Raw genomic sequence first — 17,370 nt, forward strand, 5'->3', positions numbered from 1 at the left:
CATGGCTCCACGAATACAATCACCACAGGCACCACACCGCCATCGGAGGCAAGCCACCGATCACGCGGTTAACTAACCTGCCTGGGCAGTACAGCTAGGAGGCGTCGAGCGCTTCGCCGGTCGGATCCACGGCGGACGTGTCGACCAGCGGCATCCCGCCCAGCGGCACCCCCGCCCAGGACAGCAGCGTCCAGCCCTCGTCGGGTGAGCCGATCAGCTCGACCACGCCGGTGTTGTCCAGGTCGTGGAGCCCGGCGAACATCGGCGGCACGTTGGTTGCCCGAGCGGCGGCCCAGACCCGGATCGCGGCGCCGTGGCTGAACACCGCCGCCGTCGCTCCGCTGGCGGCCGCCACGGCGATGTCGGCGTCGAACCGGGCGAAGAACGCGTGGCCATCCGGCCCGCCGGGCATGCCCACATCGAGGTTGCCGGCTCCCCAGGCGAACACTGTCTCCATGTAGGTGCGGATGGAGGCGTGATCGCTGCGTCGCTCGAGCGCGCCGGCTTCGATCTCGTGCAGTCCGTCGGCCACCTGGATGTCCAGGCCGCGGTCGAGCGCGAGGGGACGGGCGGTGAGTTGGGTGCGATGCAGTGTCGACGCAAATATGGTGTCAATGGAATCGAACCTGAGGGCCTCGGGGATGACGGCCGCCTGTCGTTCGCCGAGCTCGGTCAGGCCCGGGCCCGGGTGGGCGGTGTCGAGTTGCCCGAGCACATTGGCGGGCGTCTGGCCGTGACGGATCAGGAGGAGTCGCATGGTCGTTCCAGCATAGGCACGAGGCGCACGGAGCAATAGCCGGTTGGCCTTGCCGATTGCCCGGAAGCCTCTTAGAGTCGGCGGCGAACACCTGACCGGGGCAACCTGGGTGGAGGCGAGCGTGGACGACAAGAGTGCCGAACCGGCGGCCGCGTCCCTCATCGTGATCGGTGCGATCTGCGGGATCGCGTGGGCGGCTGGGTTCCGCGCCTACATGGTCGAGCTGGTCGGGATCGCCTCGACCTTCGAATGGGACGGCACCTTCGGCGCCATCCTGCTGCCCGGCGCCCTCGCCGGCGCGCTGCTCGGCTGGGCGGAAGCGCTGCGGCGGTCCGGGGGAGCCCGAGGCTGGCGGTGGCTCGCCCTGGCGCCGCTCGCGTTCGCGGTGGCGCCATTGCTGAGGCCGGGAGCGGTCGTGGAGCTGGTGACGACGGGGATCGGCGGTGCTGCGGTGGGCGTGGCCCTGATCGGCATCGGCGGTGGCTACGCCATCTCCGGACGCGGGCGGCTGTGGGGCCGGATCGTAGCCGGTGTGCTCAGCGGTGCGGCGCTGGCGGCGATAGCGCTCATGCCGGCCGCGATCGGCGGTGCCAGGCTGACCGTCACCGAGCCACGCGGCGCCTGGGTGTCCGTGCTCGCCGGTTCGCTGCTTCTCGTGCTGGTCCTCGCATCGTCGATCCCGTTCCGCCGGGTGCTCCGGCAGAGTGCCGGGTAGGAGCGTTCGCTCGACGTTCACCGGGAGTTTTCCTGGCATCGCCACAGTGGACCGGGCCCATCCGAGGCTCGTCACCCACAGCCTCGAAGGGGCATCCCTGTGCGCACTCACTGGCGTCGGCCAAGCCTGGCCGCCATCCTCACCCTCGCCTTGGCGGTTCCACTCGCCGCCACCCTGAGCCCGGCCATGGCGGCCCCGGCACCCTCGGTTCGCATCAACGAAGTCGAGTCCGAAGGCGGCACGCCCGGCGACTGGATCGAACTGACCAACATCGGCCAGGTGGCGACGGATGTCTCCGGCTGGGTCGTCAAGGACGACAAGGACGAGCGCACCTTCGCGCTGCCGGCGAGCACGGTTCTCGAACCCGGCGCGTTCCTGGCCGTTGATGTGGACGGCGACGGCGCCACCAGCTTCGGCCTCGGAAAGGCCGACATCGCCCGCCTGTTCCTGGCTGACGGCACCACCCTGGTCGACTCCTATGCCTGGGCCGCGCATGCGACCACCAGCTGGGGCCGTTGCCCCGACGGCACCGGGGAGTTCCGTGAGACCACGGCAGCCACCCGCGGTGCGGCGAACGACTGCGACGTGTCCGTCGCCGACAACGTGCGCCTCAACGAGGTCGAGTCCAACGGTGGCACCCCCGGTGACTGGATTGAGCTCGTCAACCTGGGCACGGCTCCCGTCGACGCCTCCGGACTGGTGCTCAAGGACAGTGACGACACGCACGCGGCCGTGCTGCCCGTCGGCTCGACCATCGCCGCCGGCGGCTACCTCGTCGTCGAGGCACCCACCATGGACTACGGCCTCGGCGGCGGAGACGCCGCCCGACTGTTCGACACCGACGGGGTCACCCTGATCGACTCCTACGCGTGGACCGTGCACGCCGCATCGACCTATGGCCGCTGCCCCGACGGCGTCGGCGAATTCGCCGACACGGCCACCGCCACGAAGGGAGCGGCCAACGACTGCGTCGTGCCCGAGACAGCGGATGTGCGCATCACCGAGACCGAGTCCAGCGGCGGCACGCCCGGCGACTGGGTTGAGCTGTTCAACCCCGGCGCGAGTGATGTCGACCTCACCGGCTGGATCGTGCGCGACAACGACGACACCCACACGGCCGTGCTGCCGTCCGGCTCCGTGATTGTCGCCGGCGGCTACTTCGTGGTCGAGGAGGGCCTGCTCGGCTTCGGCCTGGGCTCGGCCGACTCCGCCCGCCTGTTCGCCCCGGACGGCTTCACCCTGGTCAGCTCGGTGAGCTGGACCAGCCACGCGGTCACGACCTGGGGTATCTGCCCCGGCGGCACCCTGCTGACCCAGATGACCTCCTCGACCAAGGGCGCCGCGAACGACTGTGGCTCGCCCGTTCGCCTCAACGAGATCGAGTCGAGCGGCGGCACGCCCGGCGACTGGCTCGAGCTGATCAACAACGGTTCGACCGCCGCGGATGTCTCCGGCTTCGTCCTGAAGGACAACGACGACACTCACTCCGTCATCCTCCCGACCGGCACGAGCATTGCGGCCGGGGGATACCTCGCGATCGACGTAGACGCGGACGGCGGATTCGGACTGGGCGGCGCCGACACCGCCCGCCTCTTCGCAGCCGACGGCAGCACCCTGCTCGACAGCTACACATGGACCGCGCACGCCGCGACCAGCTACGGCCGCTGCGCCGACGGCACCGGCGACTTCGGCGCGACGACCGCCAGCACCAAGGGCGCCGCGAACAGCTGCGCCGGCGACCTGGTCACCGCGGCCTGGCCCGGCTCGGCCGAGGTCCGCACCGTGGACCCGGCCGGCGTGCTCGGCGGCAACCTGAGCGGACTGGCCTATGAGGCTGCCGGCGCTGCCGGCACTGCCGGTGACGTGCTCTGGGCCGCCAAGAACGGTACTGGCGCGCTCTACAAGCTCGTCGCCGACGGCGCCGGCTGGGTGCCGGACACCACCGCCGGCTGGGGCGCGGGCAAGCCGCTGCATTACACCGACGGCACCGGCGACGTGGACGCCGAGGGCGTCGCTCTGACCTCGGCAGGCGCTGACGGCGGATTGTTCATCGCCAGCGAGCGCAACAACGCCGTGAGCGGCGTCAGCCGGCCCGCGGTGCTGCGCTATGACGCATCCGCCACCGGAACCCAGCTCACCGCGAGCATGGAATGGAACCTCACCGCCGACCTGCCCGTCGTGGGCGCCAACGCCGGCCTCGAGGCCATCGCCTGGGTGCCGGACAGCTTTCTGGTGGCCCAGGGGATGCTCGACGAGCGCACCAACGCCGCCTACGACCCGGCTGTTTACGCCGGTCACGGCACCGGCCTGTTCTTCGTCGGACTAGAGGCCAACGGTGCGATCTACGCCTACGCGCTGGACCAGGCCACCGGCGGATACACCCGCGTCGCCACCATCGCCAGCGGATTCTCCGGTGTGATGGACCTGGAGTTCGAGGCCTCGACCGGCCGGTTCTGGGCCGTCTGCGATGACACCTGCGCGGGACGTTCCGCGGTCCTGGAGATCGCGCAGTCCGGCGCCTCCGACGGGCGATTCGGAGTCACGACGGTGTACGAGCGACCGGCGTCGATGCCCAACCTCAACAACGAGGGCTTCGCCCTTGCCCCGCAGAGTGCCTGCGTCTCCGGAGCCAAGCCCGTCTTCTGGGCCGACGACTCCAACACCGGCGGCCATGCGATCCGGGTGGGCAGCATCGAGTGCACCCCGCTGACACCGACCGAGCCGACCCCGGTTCCGACGACCGAGCCGACTCCGGTTCCCACGACCGAGCCGACCCCGGTTCCGACGACCGAGCCGACTCCGGTTCCCACGACCGAGCCGACTCCGGTTCCCACGACCGAGCCGACTCCGGTTCCCACGACCGAGCCGACCCCGGTTCCGACGACCGGGCCGGCCGCACCGGCTCCGGTGGCGACGGCCGCTTTGGTCGAGTCCGCGCGGGGACCGGTATCGGTGCCCGCCACCGCGAAGCCGGGGGACACCATCACGGTCACCGTCGGCCGCGCGTTCGCGGGTGACGCGGTGCGCGTGTGGCTGCACTCGACTCCGACGCTGCTGGCATCCACGACGGTCATCGCCGCGGGCACCGTGCAGGTCGCTATCCCGAACGGCACGGCGCCCGGCGCACACCGCGTGGTTGTGGTGGCCGAGGACGGCACGCTGATCGGTTGGGACGACATCCTCGTCAGCGCTGCGGCGACGTCATCGCAGGACGCGCCGGGCACCCTGGCGAGCACGGGCGTCAACCCCGCCCTGCCGGGACTGCTCGCGCTACTCCTCGTGCTCACCGGCAGCGCCGTTCTGGTGCTGCGGCGGCGCGGTGTGACGGCGTAACGACGGTGCGCGGAGCGAACATCCGCTGACGGCGGCCGGTGAGACCGGGCAGAGCAGAGACATCCGTCCGGCGGCCGCACCCATGAGGTGCGGCCGCCGGACGCTTTCGTGCCGGCGGCGGCGCGACCCTCAACCCCCGACTTGCACATACCCCATGGGGTATAGCACACTGGAATCATGACCCAGAACCGATATCTCATCATCGGCGGCGTCGCCGGCGGCATGTCCGCCGCCACCCGCCTCCGTCGCCTCGACGAGAACGCNGTCGCCGGCGGCATGTCCGCCGCCACCCGCCTCCGTCGCCTCGACGAGAACGCCCAGATCACGGTGTTCGAACGGGGCGGCCATGTCTCGTTCGCCAACTGCGGCCTGCCGTACTACCTCGGTGGTGTCATCGAAGAACGCTCCAGCCTGCTGTTGCAGACGCCGGCCTCGCTCGCCAGCCGCTTCAACCTTGACGTGCGGGTGCGTACGGAGGTCATCGGCATCGACAGCGCGGCCAAGACCGTCACCGTATGCGACCTCGCCACCGGCCGGGAGTCGACCGAGGGCTACGACGCCCTCGTGCTCTCGCCCGGCGCTTCGCCCGTGCGCCCGCCGCTGCCCGGTGGCGAGCGGATGCTGACCCTGCGCGACATCGACGACGTCGACGCGGCTATGTCGGCCCTGTCCGTGGTGCCGCGAAGCGCCCTCGTCATCGGCGCCGGCTTCATCGGCCTCGAGATGGTGGAAAACCTCGTGCACCGGGGCCTGGACGTCACCCTGGTGGAGCTCGGTGACCAGGTTCTGCCGCCGCTGGACCCCGAGATGGCCGGCCCGGTGGCCGAACGGCTGCGCGCCGCGGGTGTCAGCGTGCGTCTGGGCACCCAGGTCGCCGAGATCGGCGCGGACACCGCCACTCTCAACGACGGCAGCGTCGTAGCGGCCGAGTTCGTGCTCGCTGCCATCGGTGTGCGGCCGGACACCGCGCTGGCCCAGGCCGCCGGCCTCACGATCGGCGAACGTGGCGGCATCGCGGTGGACGACCAGTTGCGCACCAGCGACCCCGACATCTACGCCATCGGCGACGCCGTGGAGAAGACCGACGCGATCTCGGGCGAGCAGCGCCTGGTGGCCCTCGCCGGCCTGGCCAACCGCCACGGCCGCCTGGTCGCCGACGTGATCACCGGCAAGAGAATTCGGGTGCGCCCGGCCCTCGGTACCGCCGTCGTGGGCATGATGGGACTCACCATCGCCGCCACCGGCTGGAACGAGAAGCTGCTCGCGGCCCGCGGCCGGAACATCCGGGTGATGCACACCCACCCGGCCTCGCACACCGGCTACTACCCCGGGGCGGAGTCGATGGCGCTCAAGCTCGTCGTCGACGCCGACACCGACGCGATCCTCGGCGCCCAGGGTGTGGGCGGCGACGGTGTTGACAAGCGCATCGACGTGATCGCGACCGCCATGGCCGGCGGCATCACGGCATCCGAACTCGCCGACCTCGAACTGGCCTACGCACCGCAGTTCTCCTCGGCCAAGGATCCGGTGAACATGCTCGGCTACGTGGCCCTCAACGCCGAAGAAGGGCTGACCACGTCGGTGCAGTGGCACGAACTCGCCGCGGCCCGTGCGGCCGGTGCCACCCTGATCGACGTGCGCACGGCGGGGGAGTACGCCGAGGCCGCCATCCCCGGCTCGGTCAACATCCCGCTCGACGACATCCGTGCCCGCCAGGCGGAACTGCCCGAGGGTCGGCTGATCGTGCACTGCAAGGTGGGCCAGCGCGGTCACACCGCCGTGCGGCTGCTCGCCCAGCTGGGCCGAGACGCCGTGAATCTCGACGGCGGCTACCTCACCTGGGCCGCGGGCACGGATGCGGCGCGCACCGCCCGGGACAGCGCCGCCGCCCTGCTGAAGGCCTGACCACCCCCACCGCCAACAATCCATTCAGAGAACTTGAAACCGCACCGCACCCAGTTGCCAGTTGAGGCCCCCACGAAGCGCTGGTTGGGGCCCCAACTGGCAATTCACTCGTGCGCGACGCGGTGAGTTGCCACTTGGGGCCCCTTCAGGGCGTGTGAAGGGCCCCAACTGGCTTCTCACCGGCGCGGAGTCAGGTGAGGTCGCGCAGGCGGGCCGAGAAGCCGCCTCCCGCGGCACCCTTCCGCTCGGAGGTGATCGCGATCACGAGCATCACCGCACCGATGGTGGCCAGGGTGATCCACCACAGCAGCGGGTTGATCGTCTGCCCGATCTGCACCGTGAACACCACGATGACCTCGATGGGCAGCACGGCCAGGCTGATCACGAACGGGGCGGCCAGGCGCCGGGTCGAGCCGATCAGGATCGCTGTGAGTGCGAGGGACATCACCAGGATGGCGCGCCAGGTCTGCGGGTCGGTGCCGGTGGCCAGGACCGACGGTAGGAACGTGACGATGATGCCCGGAGCGAGCAGCCGCCACGAGCCGGCAAAACCGGCCGGCCAGGAGCCGAGGCTGGCCGGCACGGCGCGTGCGCCCGAGCGCATCCCGATGACGCCGGCACCGAGCAGGGCCAGGCCCAGGGGGATCGAGAATGCCTCGACGCGCAGCTCCCGTTCGCTCCAGCCCGCCACGGCGGTGCACCAGGCCAGCACGAACAGGAACCACACCGGCGGCAACGACATCGCACCGGAGCGGGCCCTGGCCGACACCACGAGCATGAAGCCCAGCATCATCGCCATGAGCAGCACCAGGGTGCCGATCGAGAAGGCGTCGGGCCGGATAGCCGTGATCGGGCCGGCGACCAGGAACGCCGTGGCCGCGGCGTAGCGCCACCGCGACGGGGCGTTCGGGTGCGGTGCTGCGTCTCCCTGGGCCAGGAGTCCGGCGAAGACCGCGAGCAGGGTGGCCGTGGCGCTGGCCAACAGCACGGGCACCATGACACCGGTCTGGGCGGTGGCGGTGAGGTCGTCGAGGCCGAGGCCCCAGCGCATGGCCTGCACGGCGCCCGCCGCCGCGGCCAGGGTGGCCACCACCGCAGTGGCGCCGATGAGGCTGCGGAGCCCGATCAGACCTGTCGGGGCCGGGCCGGTCTGTGCCTGGCCGGTCTGTGCCTGGCTAGCCGGAGTCGTTGCGGTCGAAGCCGCTCCGCTCACTGCGGTGGCGCGGACAATCGTGTACCCGATCACCACGAGTACCAGGGCAGCGGCCAGCAGGCCGTACGCCCGCCACGGCGTGACCGGCCCGAACGCGGCGGCCCCGAAACCGGCCGCTCCGAAACCCGCGGACCCGTTGGTGCTGAGCACCAGCAGGCTCGGCACCACGGCCAGGGCCAGACCGGTGGTGGCCAGCGTCTGGCCGGCCCGCCCCCTGGTCACGAGGATCGCGCCGACGATCACCATCGCGAGCGCCGGCGGCAGCACGTACGGTTCGATCACCTCGATGCCACGAATGGCCCAGATGCACCAGAGGGCGCCGGTCCAGCTGGCGCCGGCCGCCCACCAGGCGGACCGGCGGCCGGTCTGCAGCGCATTGACGGCCGCCCCAATGCCGAGGATCACGAGCACGAGCACCGTGGTGGACAGGCCCGCCGCGGTGCGCACGAGGGCGAGTAGCACGGCCAGCACACCGGTGACTGCGGCGGAGGCCTCGATCCAGCGGCGGCAGGCATCCGCTTCGAGGGTCGCCAGGCCGCGCCTCTCGAGCGCCTGCGTGATCGGGCCGGTGGCCGCGAAGGTGCCGGCGACGATCAGTGCGATCAGCGGCAGGACCACCGGTGATCCGCTGGTGGCCAACAGCTGCGCGCCGAGACAGACCACGACGACCGCGAGCGAGGGCACCAGCAGGCCGGCCGCGAAGGATCGCAGCGGTAACGTCAGACCCGGCCGCCGGCTGGTCATCAGGGTCAGGGCCAGGGCGAAGGCCACGCCGGTCGACAGCGCCGTCCAGCCGCTGCGCACCAGCAGTACTCCCACCACCCCGGCGACGAACGGCACCGCGCTCACCAGGAGGACCGCGTACCAGCTGCGCGGGGTGAGCCAGGTGGTGACGGTGGCGGCGAGGGCGCAGAGCAGGCCGAGGGTGGCGGTGAGGCAGAGCACCGCGATGCCGTCGACGCGGGCGAGAGTGAGCGCGGTGGCCACGATCACCAACGCGTACGCGTAGCCGAGACCGAGGTACACCGGGCGCCACCGTGCGGGCAGGGTGTGGGCGAGCGCGGCGAGGGTGAGCACGGCGGCCGCGCCGACCCACACGGTGGTCGACTCCTGCAGCCAGCCGGTGACCGCCGCCAGCAGCAACAGCAGATGGGCGCCGATGACCGGCACACTCCTGATCGTCGCCGGTGCCGCGGCGAGCGCGGGGACGAACAGCAGACCTGCGATGAGCAGGCCGGCGAGAACGAGGCCGACGACGGCCTGGCCGGTCAGCGAGAAGCCGGCCCAACCGGCGACGGTGAGCAGGGTGAAAACGCCCATCCACAGTGCCAGTCGAATCGGCGTCGACGGCGCACTCGCGGGCGTGGGCGCCGGCGTCTGGGCCGCTGTGGGCACGGACGCCTCGGCTGCGACGCTCTCGCGGCTCACCAGCGCGACCGCCCAGGCCGTCAGCGCGAGGGCGGCCAGCGCGGCAATCGAGGCCAGGCCGAGGTTCTGGGCGACGAGGCCCGCCCCGTACCCAGAGGGGGTGGCCGAGCCTGCGACGAAGGCGAAGTCACCGCTGGCCGGGTAGGGCGAGGCGTTGCCCGGGTAGCCGCCGGTGCGGTAGCTGGCCCAGCGCAGGGGCGCGAACAGCGCGCCGGACAGCTGCGTGACCGCGGTCACCAGGGCGGGGCTCGCGCCCAACGCCAGCACCGTGACGGCGCCGGACGTCAGGGCGCTGCGGCGGGCGACCGGGCTCGAGCGCAACGCGGCCAGCCCCACCAGGGCGACCCCGGCCGCCACCGGGATCAACGCCAGGTACCAGGCGGAATCGCCGAAGGGCACGGCCAGCGGCAGGATCGCCACCGCGGCCACCGCGAAGGCGCCCGCCGCGAAGCTCCAGAGCCGGGGCAGCCCATTGCGACTGCCCAGCGCCGCCACCACGGACAGCACCGCCAGGATGCCCGCATAACCCAGGATCTGCGAGGTGATCGTGGTCAGCGACAGCAGCAGTAACTGCAGCAGGGCGGCGAGCACCGCCACCGCCTGCAGGGTGGTCATCGTGTTGCGTTCGAACCCCAGCGCGGAGCCCAGCCCGGAGGAAAGGCGCGCGAGCACGGGGTGCAGGCCGAGCGCCACGACGGCCACGCCCAGGCTGCCGAGGAGCGCGCTCCAGGTGCCGCCGCCGCTGCCCAACAGCCCGGGGGACAGGGCCAGACCAACGACCGCCGCCCACAGCCACACCCGCACGCCGGAGCGGGCGCCCAGCCCGAACAGCAGCGCGGAGCCGAGCAGGGTGCCGAGCGCGGCGAAGGTCCAGCCGCTCGCGGACGCCGGCGCCAGCTGCACGAGAGCCCAGACATCGAGGGCGATGAACACCACGCCAAGGGCCGCCACGGACTCGGCCGAGAAGCGCAGGCCCCGCCGGGCGAACAGCCAGGCGCCGCCGAGGAAGACCACCGTGATGACGGCGACGATACTCGTGCGCACGGCGAAGCTCGTGAGGTCGGGATTGAAGAAGGTGAAGACCAGGGCGGCCACGGCGAGCAGGGCCGCTCCGGCGAAGGCGAGCACCGACTGCACGCTCACCTGGGCGCCCGCATCCGGGACGGCCGTGGCACGGGCCGGGTCCGCGGGGACCCGCGGCGAGTCTGACGGTTTCGGTTGTGACGGAGCAACAGCCGACGCCGTACGTGCCGGAGCTGTACCTGCCGGCGCGGTGCCATCCGTCGTGCCTGCCGGCCCCACCGTCGGTATCCGCTCGATCAGGCGGTCCCGCGCCTGCAACGCCTTGACCACCCGTCCGGTGGCCGAGACCATCTCACCGCCGAGCGGACCGCTCAGGTCCGCCCCGCAGCCCGGGCACCATTCGCCGGTCAGTCGCGCGTCACATCGGGGGCAAATCCGCCGGTCCTGTAGATATCGAACGGCAGCATCGTTCCAGATTTTCCCCATGGCCGCAGTCTAAGTGGCTCTCACTCACTAAAATGGGCCTGTGACGGATGCGACGCAGCACGCCAGGGTGCCGATATCCCGCATCGTCGATGAGGGGCTGCTCATCGCGCTGTCCTCGGTCCGGATGGCCGTCAAGAACGACATCATCGTCGCGGGCCTGGCCGAGCATGCCGACTACGACCTGGCCAGGTTCGCCGATTCGGCCCGCCGGGAGATGCTCGCCCTCTCCCGGGAGAACCAGGAGTCCGGCGAGAGAGTGCGCGCGCAGCGCAAGGAGCTGACCTCGTCGACCTGGCGGTACGACCTCACCCAGGACCAGCTGATGGACCTCCACAAGCTCAAGCTGCGCCGGAAGATGCACAAACTCCTCGCCCTCGCCCTGGTCGCCGTGGCCGACGACGAGGACCAGGTGGCCCGCCTCGTGCGCGACGCCCAGCACGCGGCCAGCGATGAGCTCCAGGACGCCATGCACACCCGCCTGATGCGCCTGTCGATCGACGCACTCGACCCCGAGTATCAGCTCCGCCGGGCCGAACGCACCGAAATGTTCGTTCTCGTCGATCTGGCCCTGCTCAAGCTCAAGGCCGACGAAGCAGCCGGTCAGGGCCTCAGCGACTACTGAGCGTCTCGGCCGGCCGGGCCAGGCCACCGCACGGCACACCCACGCCGCCGATTCGCGGTCGCCGGGGCGACTACGGTTGAGGAGGTCCGGGGACGGACCGGTGAGAAAGGATCGGGCACGAGTGAGCGACATAGCGGCCGAATTAGCGCGGGTGCACAGCGCCTTCGACCGACCAACCCTGCGGCTACTCGACCGCAAGTGGGCGCCGTTTGTGCTCGCGGTGTTCAAGTCCTCGTTCAGCCGGGACCGCCGCAGCGTTCAGGCCGACAGGCTGCACACCCAGGTGGATGCCTACCTCGCCGACCTCCGCTCCGTGGGCAGCGATGTACCCGGCAAGAACGGTCGCGCCCTGTGCGTGCAGTGGATGAACGACCAGTGGCTCTACCGCGAAACCGGGGAGGACGGTGAGGAGCAGTACTCGCTCACCTCACACGCCCTCGAGGCCCTGCTGCTCGTGGACGGGCTCTCCCGCGACCGGGCGCTGATCAGCGAATCCCGCCTCACCACCATCGTCGACACCGTGCGGCACCGCGCCACCCAGGCGAATCCGGACCGGGACGAACGCATCCGCCGGCTCGACCTGGAGATCGCCCAGAAGACCGCCGAACGTGACCGACTCGCCACCGGCGGAGAGATCGCAGCGGCCTCGAACGATGCGATGCACGAGGGCTACGCCAACCTGATCGACCTGATCACTCAGCTGCCCAGTGATTTCAAGCGTGTCGAGGAGTCCGTCGCCGGCATGCACCGGCAGATCGTGAACGACTTCCGCGCCGAGGAACGGCCGATCAGCGAGGTGCTCGACGAGTACCTCTCCAAGACCGACACACTGATGTCGTCGACCGCGGAGGGCCGCGCATTCGAGGGCGCGTTCGTGCTGTTGCGCAACGACGCCCTGCTTGCCGAACTCAAAAACGACCTCGAGTCGATCATGCTGCACCCGTTCGCCCTCCAGCTCAGCGCCGCCGACCGGCGCAGCTTCATGGGCACCGTCAGCCTGATCCGCAAGGGTGTGGACGACGTGCTCACCCAGCGCAACGGCCTGACCACCACCCTGCGCGAGCACATCGTGAACCACGACGTTGTCAAGGACCGCGAACTGGAACGGTTGCTGCGGGAGATCAACAAGGAACTCGCGATCTGGATGGAGACCGCCGGGCCCCGCTCCACGGTGACCGCCGAGCTGATGCCCGGCACCCTGGAGCTCGAGCACCTGCGCGAACGGTTCTACGACCCCGGCGCCCACAGGGCGCCGCCGCCGCTGGAAGACGTCTCGGCGTTCGCTCCGGAGCCGCCCACCCTCGATGCGATGCGCACCCAGGGCGGCCCGCTGCTGGCCGAGCTTCGCGATGCCATGGTGACGGCCTTCAGCATCGACGGCGCCGCCTCCGTCGGTGACGCGTTCAACAGCCTCGACCCGGCGATGCGCCGGCCTGTCGAGATCCTCGGGCTGCTGCAGATCGCCACTCAGGTCGACGCCATCGACCGCACGGATGCCGCGGCCGCGACAGCGGGGTCAGACACCGAGGCCTTCGAAACCGTACGGCCCGACGGCTCCCGCCGCACCTTCAGGGTGCCGCGCATCATCTTGACCGACGACGACACCGCGGCCCTGGCCGCCCTGAACTATGGATCTGATCATGACTGACAACGTGACCGCTGACGTGACCGACGACCTGACCGACGACACTGTCGAAGGCGCCGAGACCGCCGAGGAGCAGGACGGCGCCCCGAGCTTCTCTTTGTTCGAGGGGGACGAGGGCGGCCTGACCGTTGAGCAGCGCCGCACCCTGGTGCTGCTGCTCAAGCACCGCTACATCTCCGCCGCCCTGCAGCCGGCCGAGTGGCGCACCCTGCTCGCCTCGCAGAGCCTGCTCAAGTCGCGGCTCAACGATCTGTTCCTCGATCTGCACGTCGACCTGCACTACGAGGTGGCCTTCAAGCGCCAGGCCGTCGGCGAGGGCGGCGACAGATTCCCGACCCTGCTGCACGACGTGGCGTACACCCGCGAGGAGACCATCCTGCTGGTGCTGTTGCGCCAGCGGTTCCGCAGCGAACGCGCCAGCGGCGTCGACATCGTCATCGTCGACCGGGACAACCTGGTCGAGAACGTCGCGCACTTCCGGCCGGAGCACGCCACCGACAGGTTCGGTGACGCTCGTCGCGCCGCGGCGGCCGTGGACAGCCTGGCGAAGGCGCGGGTGCTGCTCAAGACCAGCGATCCGGACCGGTTCCGCATCTCGGCCGTGATCGAGGTGCTGCTGCCCATCGAGCGACTCGGCGAGCTGTGGGAATGGCTGGTGGAGCAGAACGGCCAGGAATTCCGTGAGCCCGAACCCGAGACATCCGACCCTGCCGACCCCGCCCTGGAGGCCGTCTCATGACCGATTCCCCGCTGTTCCACATGGACGGTGCCACCGAGGGAACCACCCAGTGGCGTGCCGAGTCCTTCCAGATGGTCAACTGGGGTGGCTTCCAGGGTCACCACGAGGTGGACTTCGCCGCCAGCGCCACCCTGGTCTCCGGCGCATCCGGTACCGGCAAGTCGAGCCTGCTCGACGCCTACCTGGCGTTGATGATGCCCTCGGACACCCCGTTCAACGGTGCGTCCAACGACGCCGGTTCCGGGCGGGCCCGCAGCGTCGACCAGCGCAACCTGATGACGTACCTGCGCGGCAAGACCGACTCCAGTCGCGAGGCCGAAACCGGGCAGATGCACGATCAGGTGCTGCGCGGCGCCGACTCGGCCACCTGGGGTGCGATAGCGATGACCTTCATCGACGACAACCAGCGCCGGTTCACGGTGCTGCGCGCCTACTTCGTGCCGCGCGGCGCCACCAAATTCGCCGACGTGACCATGAAGATGGCCACCCGAGACGGCCGGCTCGACCTGCGCGACCTCGCCGACGTCACCGAGGCCCGCTTCGACAAGCGCGCCCTGAAAAACCGGTTTGCCGACCTCGACGTGTTCGACACCTATGCCGCGTTCTCGCAGACCCTGTACACGCGGCTCGGCATCGGCGCCAACGGTGAGGGCGGCAAGGCGCTGCGACTGCTGGCCCGCATCCAGGCCGGCCAGCAGGTGAAGACCGTCGACGGCCTGTACAAGTCGATGGTGCTCGAAGAGCCCGCCACCTACGCCGCCGCCGACAAAGCCGTCGACCACTTCGAAGACCTCGAACGCTCCTACGGCGCCATGGTCACCGAGGCGCAGAAGGCCAAGGTCCTCGAACGCCTCCCCGAACTGCACCGCGACTACGAGACCGCGACCGAGAAGGCCGACCTCATCGACCGTTTCGGCGTGCACCGCGACGGTGACACCCCCTTCGTGCTCTGGCAGCTGCTCACCGAGCACGGTCTGCTCGATACCGCCGCCGACACCAACCGCGCCCGCCGGCGCGACAACCAGGCCAAGCACAGTGCCGCCCGGGATGCCGAGACCGACCTGAAGGTGCGGATCGCCGACCTGGTGCACCAGCAGCGCGACAACGGCGGCGACGCCCTCGCCGGCCTGCAGAACGACCTCGACGTGCTCGCCAGCAAGCGCGACGACGTGGCCGCCGAACGCGCCAGGTTCGATGAGCGCATCGCGCTGATCGACACGCCCATCGAGTCGGCGGATACCTTCTCCGCCGCGCAAGAACAGGCTGAGTCGTTCCTCGCCGGGTTCACCGCCACCGAGCAGGAACTCGACCTGCAGAGGGTCGGCCTGCAGCGCACCGCCTACCCCCTCGAGGAACAGATCCGCACCCTCAAGCAGGAGCACAGCTTCCTCAAGGGCCGGGCCAGCCTCGTTCCCCAGCACCTGCACAACGCCCGCCTGATGATCGCCGAGGCCGCCGGGATCCCCGCCGAGGAGCTGCCGTTCGTGGCCGAGCTCATCGACATCGCTCCCGGCGAGGACGCCTGGCGACAGGCCGCCGAGGTCACCCTCGCCTCTGTCGTTCGGGTGCTGCTCGTTGACGAGACGCGCCTCGCCGCCCTCGGCGCAGCCATCGACCCTTTGCACATTCCCGTGCGCATCCACTTCGAAGGCGTGCCGCTGCACCCGCACCAGCAGGTGCGCCCCGACCCCCGCTACGTCTCCGGCAAGCTGGTCTTCAAGGACTCCCTGTTCAGCCGCTGGGTGCAGGACCGCGTGCAGACACCGAGACTGGACGCACTCTGCGTCACCGGCCCCGCCGACCTCGCCGGTGAGGGGTCCAGGGTCACCCAGAGCGGACAGACCCGCAACGGCAAGCGCGGCGCACACGGTTGGAACAAGGACCAGCGCTCGATCATCGGCTTCTCCAGCGGGGTGCGCCTGGCCGAGATCGCCGACGAGCTCGCCGCGCTCAAGGAACGTGCCGACGACCTGGCGGGGCAGGCCTCCGCCATGGCCGGCCGGATCATCGCCCTGCGGCGCCTCAAGGATGCCCACCAGCACGTGCTCGACACCGTGTGGGCGGCCATCGACGTGGCCGGCGCCCAGGCACGCATCGGCGCCAAGGAGGCCGAGCGGGAACGTCTGCTCGCCGGCAGCGACGTGCTGCGCGGGCTCCAGGACGAAGAGGCGCGGCTGTCCGCCGAACTGGAGACCGCCCAGAAGCACAAGCACGAGACCGAGCGGGAGGCCGCGGTGCTCGGTGAGGAGCACGCCGCGATCGTGGACCGCCAGGACATCGTGAACGACAGGCTCGAGCGCCTCACCGCCGACGAATCGGTCAGTCTGCCGGACGAACACGCCGCCGTCCTCGACGCGCAGTTCGCCGCCGTGAGCGACAGCGCCGAGCTGGCCACCTTCGCCAACGGCGTGAAGCGCCTCCGCGAGCGGCTCACCGAGCAGTCCAGCCAGGACCGTGACACCGCCCGCAGTGCCAGGGACACCCTGATCGGCATCTTCGAGACCTTCCAGAGTCGCTGGCCCGACCCCAACATCGGCGTGGCGATGGAGTCATACTCCAGCTACAGCGACATCCTCGACGCCGTCTACACGCTCGGCCTCTACGAGCGCCGACAGGAATGGAAGCGGCGCCTCTCCGCGTGGAGCGGACAGGACCTCGTTCCTCTCGTCGGCGCCTTCACCACCTCGATCGAGGAGATCGAAGACCGGTTGCGGCCGATCAACGACATCCTGCGGACGCTGCCGTTCGGCGCCGGCCGCGACCGGCTGCAGATCTCCCTGCGCCGGCTGCACCGTGACGATGCCTCGGCGTTCCGCAAGGAGCTCAAGCTGCTCTCATCGGGGTCGACCGAGGAATTCACCGACGAGCAGACCGAAAGCCGGTTCACCAGGCTGCAGGCGTTCATGAATCTCATCCGCCGGCCGGACGAGCTCGACATCGCCGGCCCGGGGCGTGCCGGCGCCGCCCGCCACGCCGCCAGGGCCGACTCGGACCGCGACCTGCTCCTGGACGTGCGCAGGCACGTGGAGATCACCGCCGTGCGCACCACACCGGACGGGGTGGAAGTGAGCACCTATTCGTCGCTCGGCGGCAAGAGCGGTGGCGAATCCCAGGAGCTCGTCGCGTTCGTCGTCGGCGCCGCCCTGCGGTTCCAGCTCGGCGATGAGAGCCGCACCCGGCCACGGTTCGCCCCGGTCTTCCTCGACGAGGGCTTCGTGAAGTCGGACTCCGAGTTCGCCGGCCGGGCCGTCGCGGCCTGGAAGGGCCTCGGCTTCCAGCTCATCGTGGGATCGCCGCTCGACAAGGTCACCGCGCTCGAACCGTACATGGACCTCGTCCTGTCGATGACCAAGAACACCGCGACGGGCTTCTCCTACATCACCCCGCTGATGTCGCCGGAACCGAGGGACGCCGAGCACGCCGAACCGGACCAGGCGGTATCTGACCGAAGCGTGGCCTGACCCGCGCGCCGTGCCGGCCGGGCGCATGAATCCGGCTTACGCT

9 protein-coding genes are annotated in these 17,370 nt (G+C 70.4%); 7 read left to right on the forward strand and 2 right to left on the reverse strand.

Features of this window, described 5'->3' with window-relative positions; translation table 11 throughout:
* Positions 1–94 precede the first annotated feature (94 nt).
* Positions 95–757, reverse strand: coding sequence for a histidine phosphatase family protein (locus E3T19_RS13995; protein WP_088455872.1), 663 nt, complete (start codon positions 755–757; stop codon positions 95–97).
* Positions 758–878: 121 nt separating this feature from the next.
* On the opposite strand from E3T19_RS13995, the gene E3T19_RS14000 reads away from it, so the two are divergent.
* The 3 genes from E3T19_RS14000 to E3T19_RS14020 all read left to right on the forward strand — a co-directional run bounded on the left by E3T19_RS14000 (position 879) and on the right by E3T19_RS14020 (position 6,710).
* Positions 879–1,472: a hypothetical protein gene (locus E3T19_RS14000; protein WP_088455873.1), complete on the forward strand. Its 594-nt coding sequence runs from the start codon at positions 879–881 to the stop codon at positions 1,470–1,472.
* A gap of 99 nt (positions 1,473–1,571) precedes the next feature.
* On the forward strand, positions 1,572–4,805 hold the full coding sequence (locus tag E3T19_RS19245) for a lamin tail domain-containing protein (RefSeq protein ID WP_198418793.1): 3,234 nt from the start codon (positions 1,572–1,574) through the stop codon (positions 4,803–4,805).
* 222 nt (positions 4,806–5,027) lie between these two features.
* Complete coding sequence (locus tag E3T19_RS14020) at positions 5,028–6,710, forward strand: FAD-dependent oxidoreductase (protein WP_134409150.1); 1,683 nt, start codon at positions 5,028–5,030, stop codon at positions 6,708–6,710.
* Between the two features lie 190 nt (positions 6,711–6,900).
* On the opposite strand, the gene E3T19_RS14025 is transcribed toward E3T19_RS14020, so the two are convergent.
* Complete coding sequence (locus tag E3T19_RS14025; RefSeq protein WP_134409121.1) at positions 6,901–10,725, reverse strand: SCO7613 C-terminal domain-containing membrane protein; 3,825 nt, start codon at positions 10,723–10,725, stop codon at positions 6,901–6,903.
* A gap of 175 nt (positions 10,726–10,900) precedes the next feature.
* Here E3T19_RS14025 and E3T19_RS14030 point away from each other — a divergent pair, with 175 nt between their 5' ends.
* The 4 genes from E3T19_RS14030 (at position 10,901) to E3T19_RS14045 (ending at position 17,327) form a co-directional block, all read left to right on the forward strand.
* Complete coding sequence (locus E3T19_RS14030; RefSeq protein WP_134409122.1) at positions 10,901–11,482, forward strand: hypothetical protein; 582 nt, start codon at positions 10,901–10,903, stop codon at positions 11,480–11,482.
* 121 nt (positions 11,483–11,603) lie between these two features.
* The gene (locus tag E3T19_RS14035; RefSeq protein WP_166788884.1) at positions 11,604–13,130 is read left to right on the forward strand and encodes a DUF3375 domain-containing protein; all 1,527 of its coding nucleotides are present in this window, start codon (positions 11,604–11,606) and stop codon (positions 13,128–13,130) included.
* Positions 13,123–13,866 carry a DUF4194 domain-containing protein gene (locus E3T19_RS14040; protein ID WP_166788885.1) on the forward strand — a complete coding sequence of 248 codons (744 nt, stop codon included), beginning with the start codon at positions 13,123–13,125 and terminating at the stop codon, positions 13,864–13,866. Before E3T19_RS14035 ends, E3T19_RS14040 begins: the two co-directional genes overlap by 8 nt.
* Positions 13,863–17,327: an ATP-binding protein gene (locus E3T19_RS14045; protein WP_134409124.1), complete on the forward strand. Its 3,465-nt coding sequence runs from the start codon at positions 13,863–13,865 to the stop codon at positions 17,325–17,327. The genes E3T19_RS14040 and E3T19_RS14045 overlap by 4 nt, the downstream gene beginning before the upstream one ends.
* Positions 17,328–17,370: the final 43 nt, after the last annotated feature.

Source organism: Cryobacterium sp. TMT4-31 (assembly GCF_004403385.1).
Classification (GTDB): domain Bacteria; phylum Actinomycetota; class Actinomycetes; order Actinomycetales; family Microbacteriaceae; genus Cryobacterium; species Cryobacterium zongtaii.

Coding starts and splice junctions, on each gene's coding strand:
- E3T19_RS13995 (WP_088455872.1), bottom strand. CDS start 757: ATGCGACTCCTCCTGATCCGTCACGGCCAGACGCCCGCCAATGTGCTC.
- E3T19_RS14025 (WP_134409121.1), bottom strand. CDS start 10,725: ATGGTCTCGGCCACCGGACGGGTGGTCAAGGCGTTGCAGGCGCGGGAC.
- E3T19_RS14040 (WP_166788885.1), top strand. CDS start 13,123: ATGACTGACAACGTGACCGCTGACGTGACCGACGACCTGACCGACGAC.
- E3T19_RS14045 (WP_134409124.1), top strand. CDS start 13,863: ATGACCGATTCCCCGCTGTTCCACATGGACGGTGCCACCGAGGGAACC.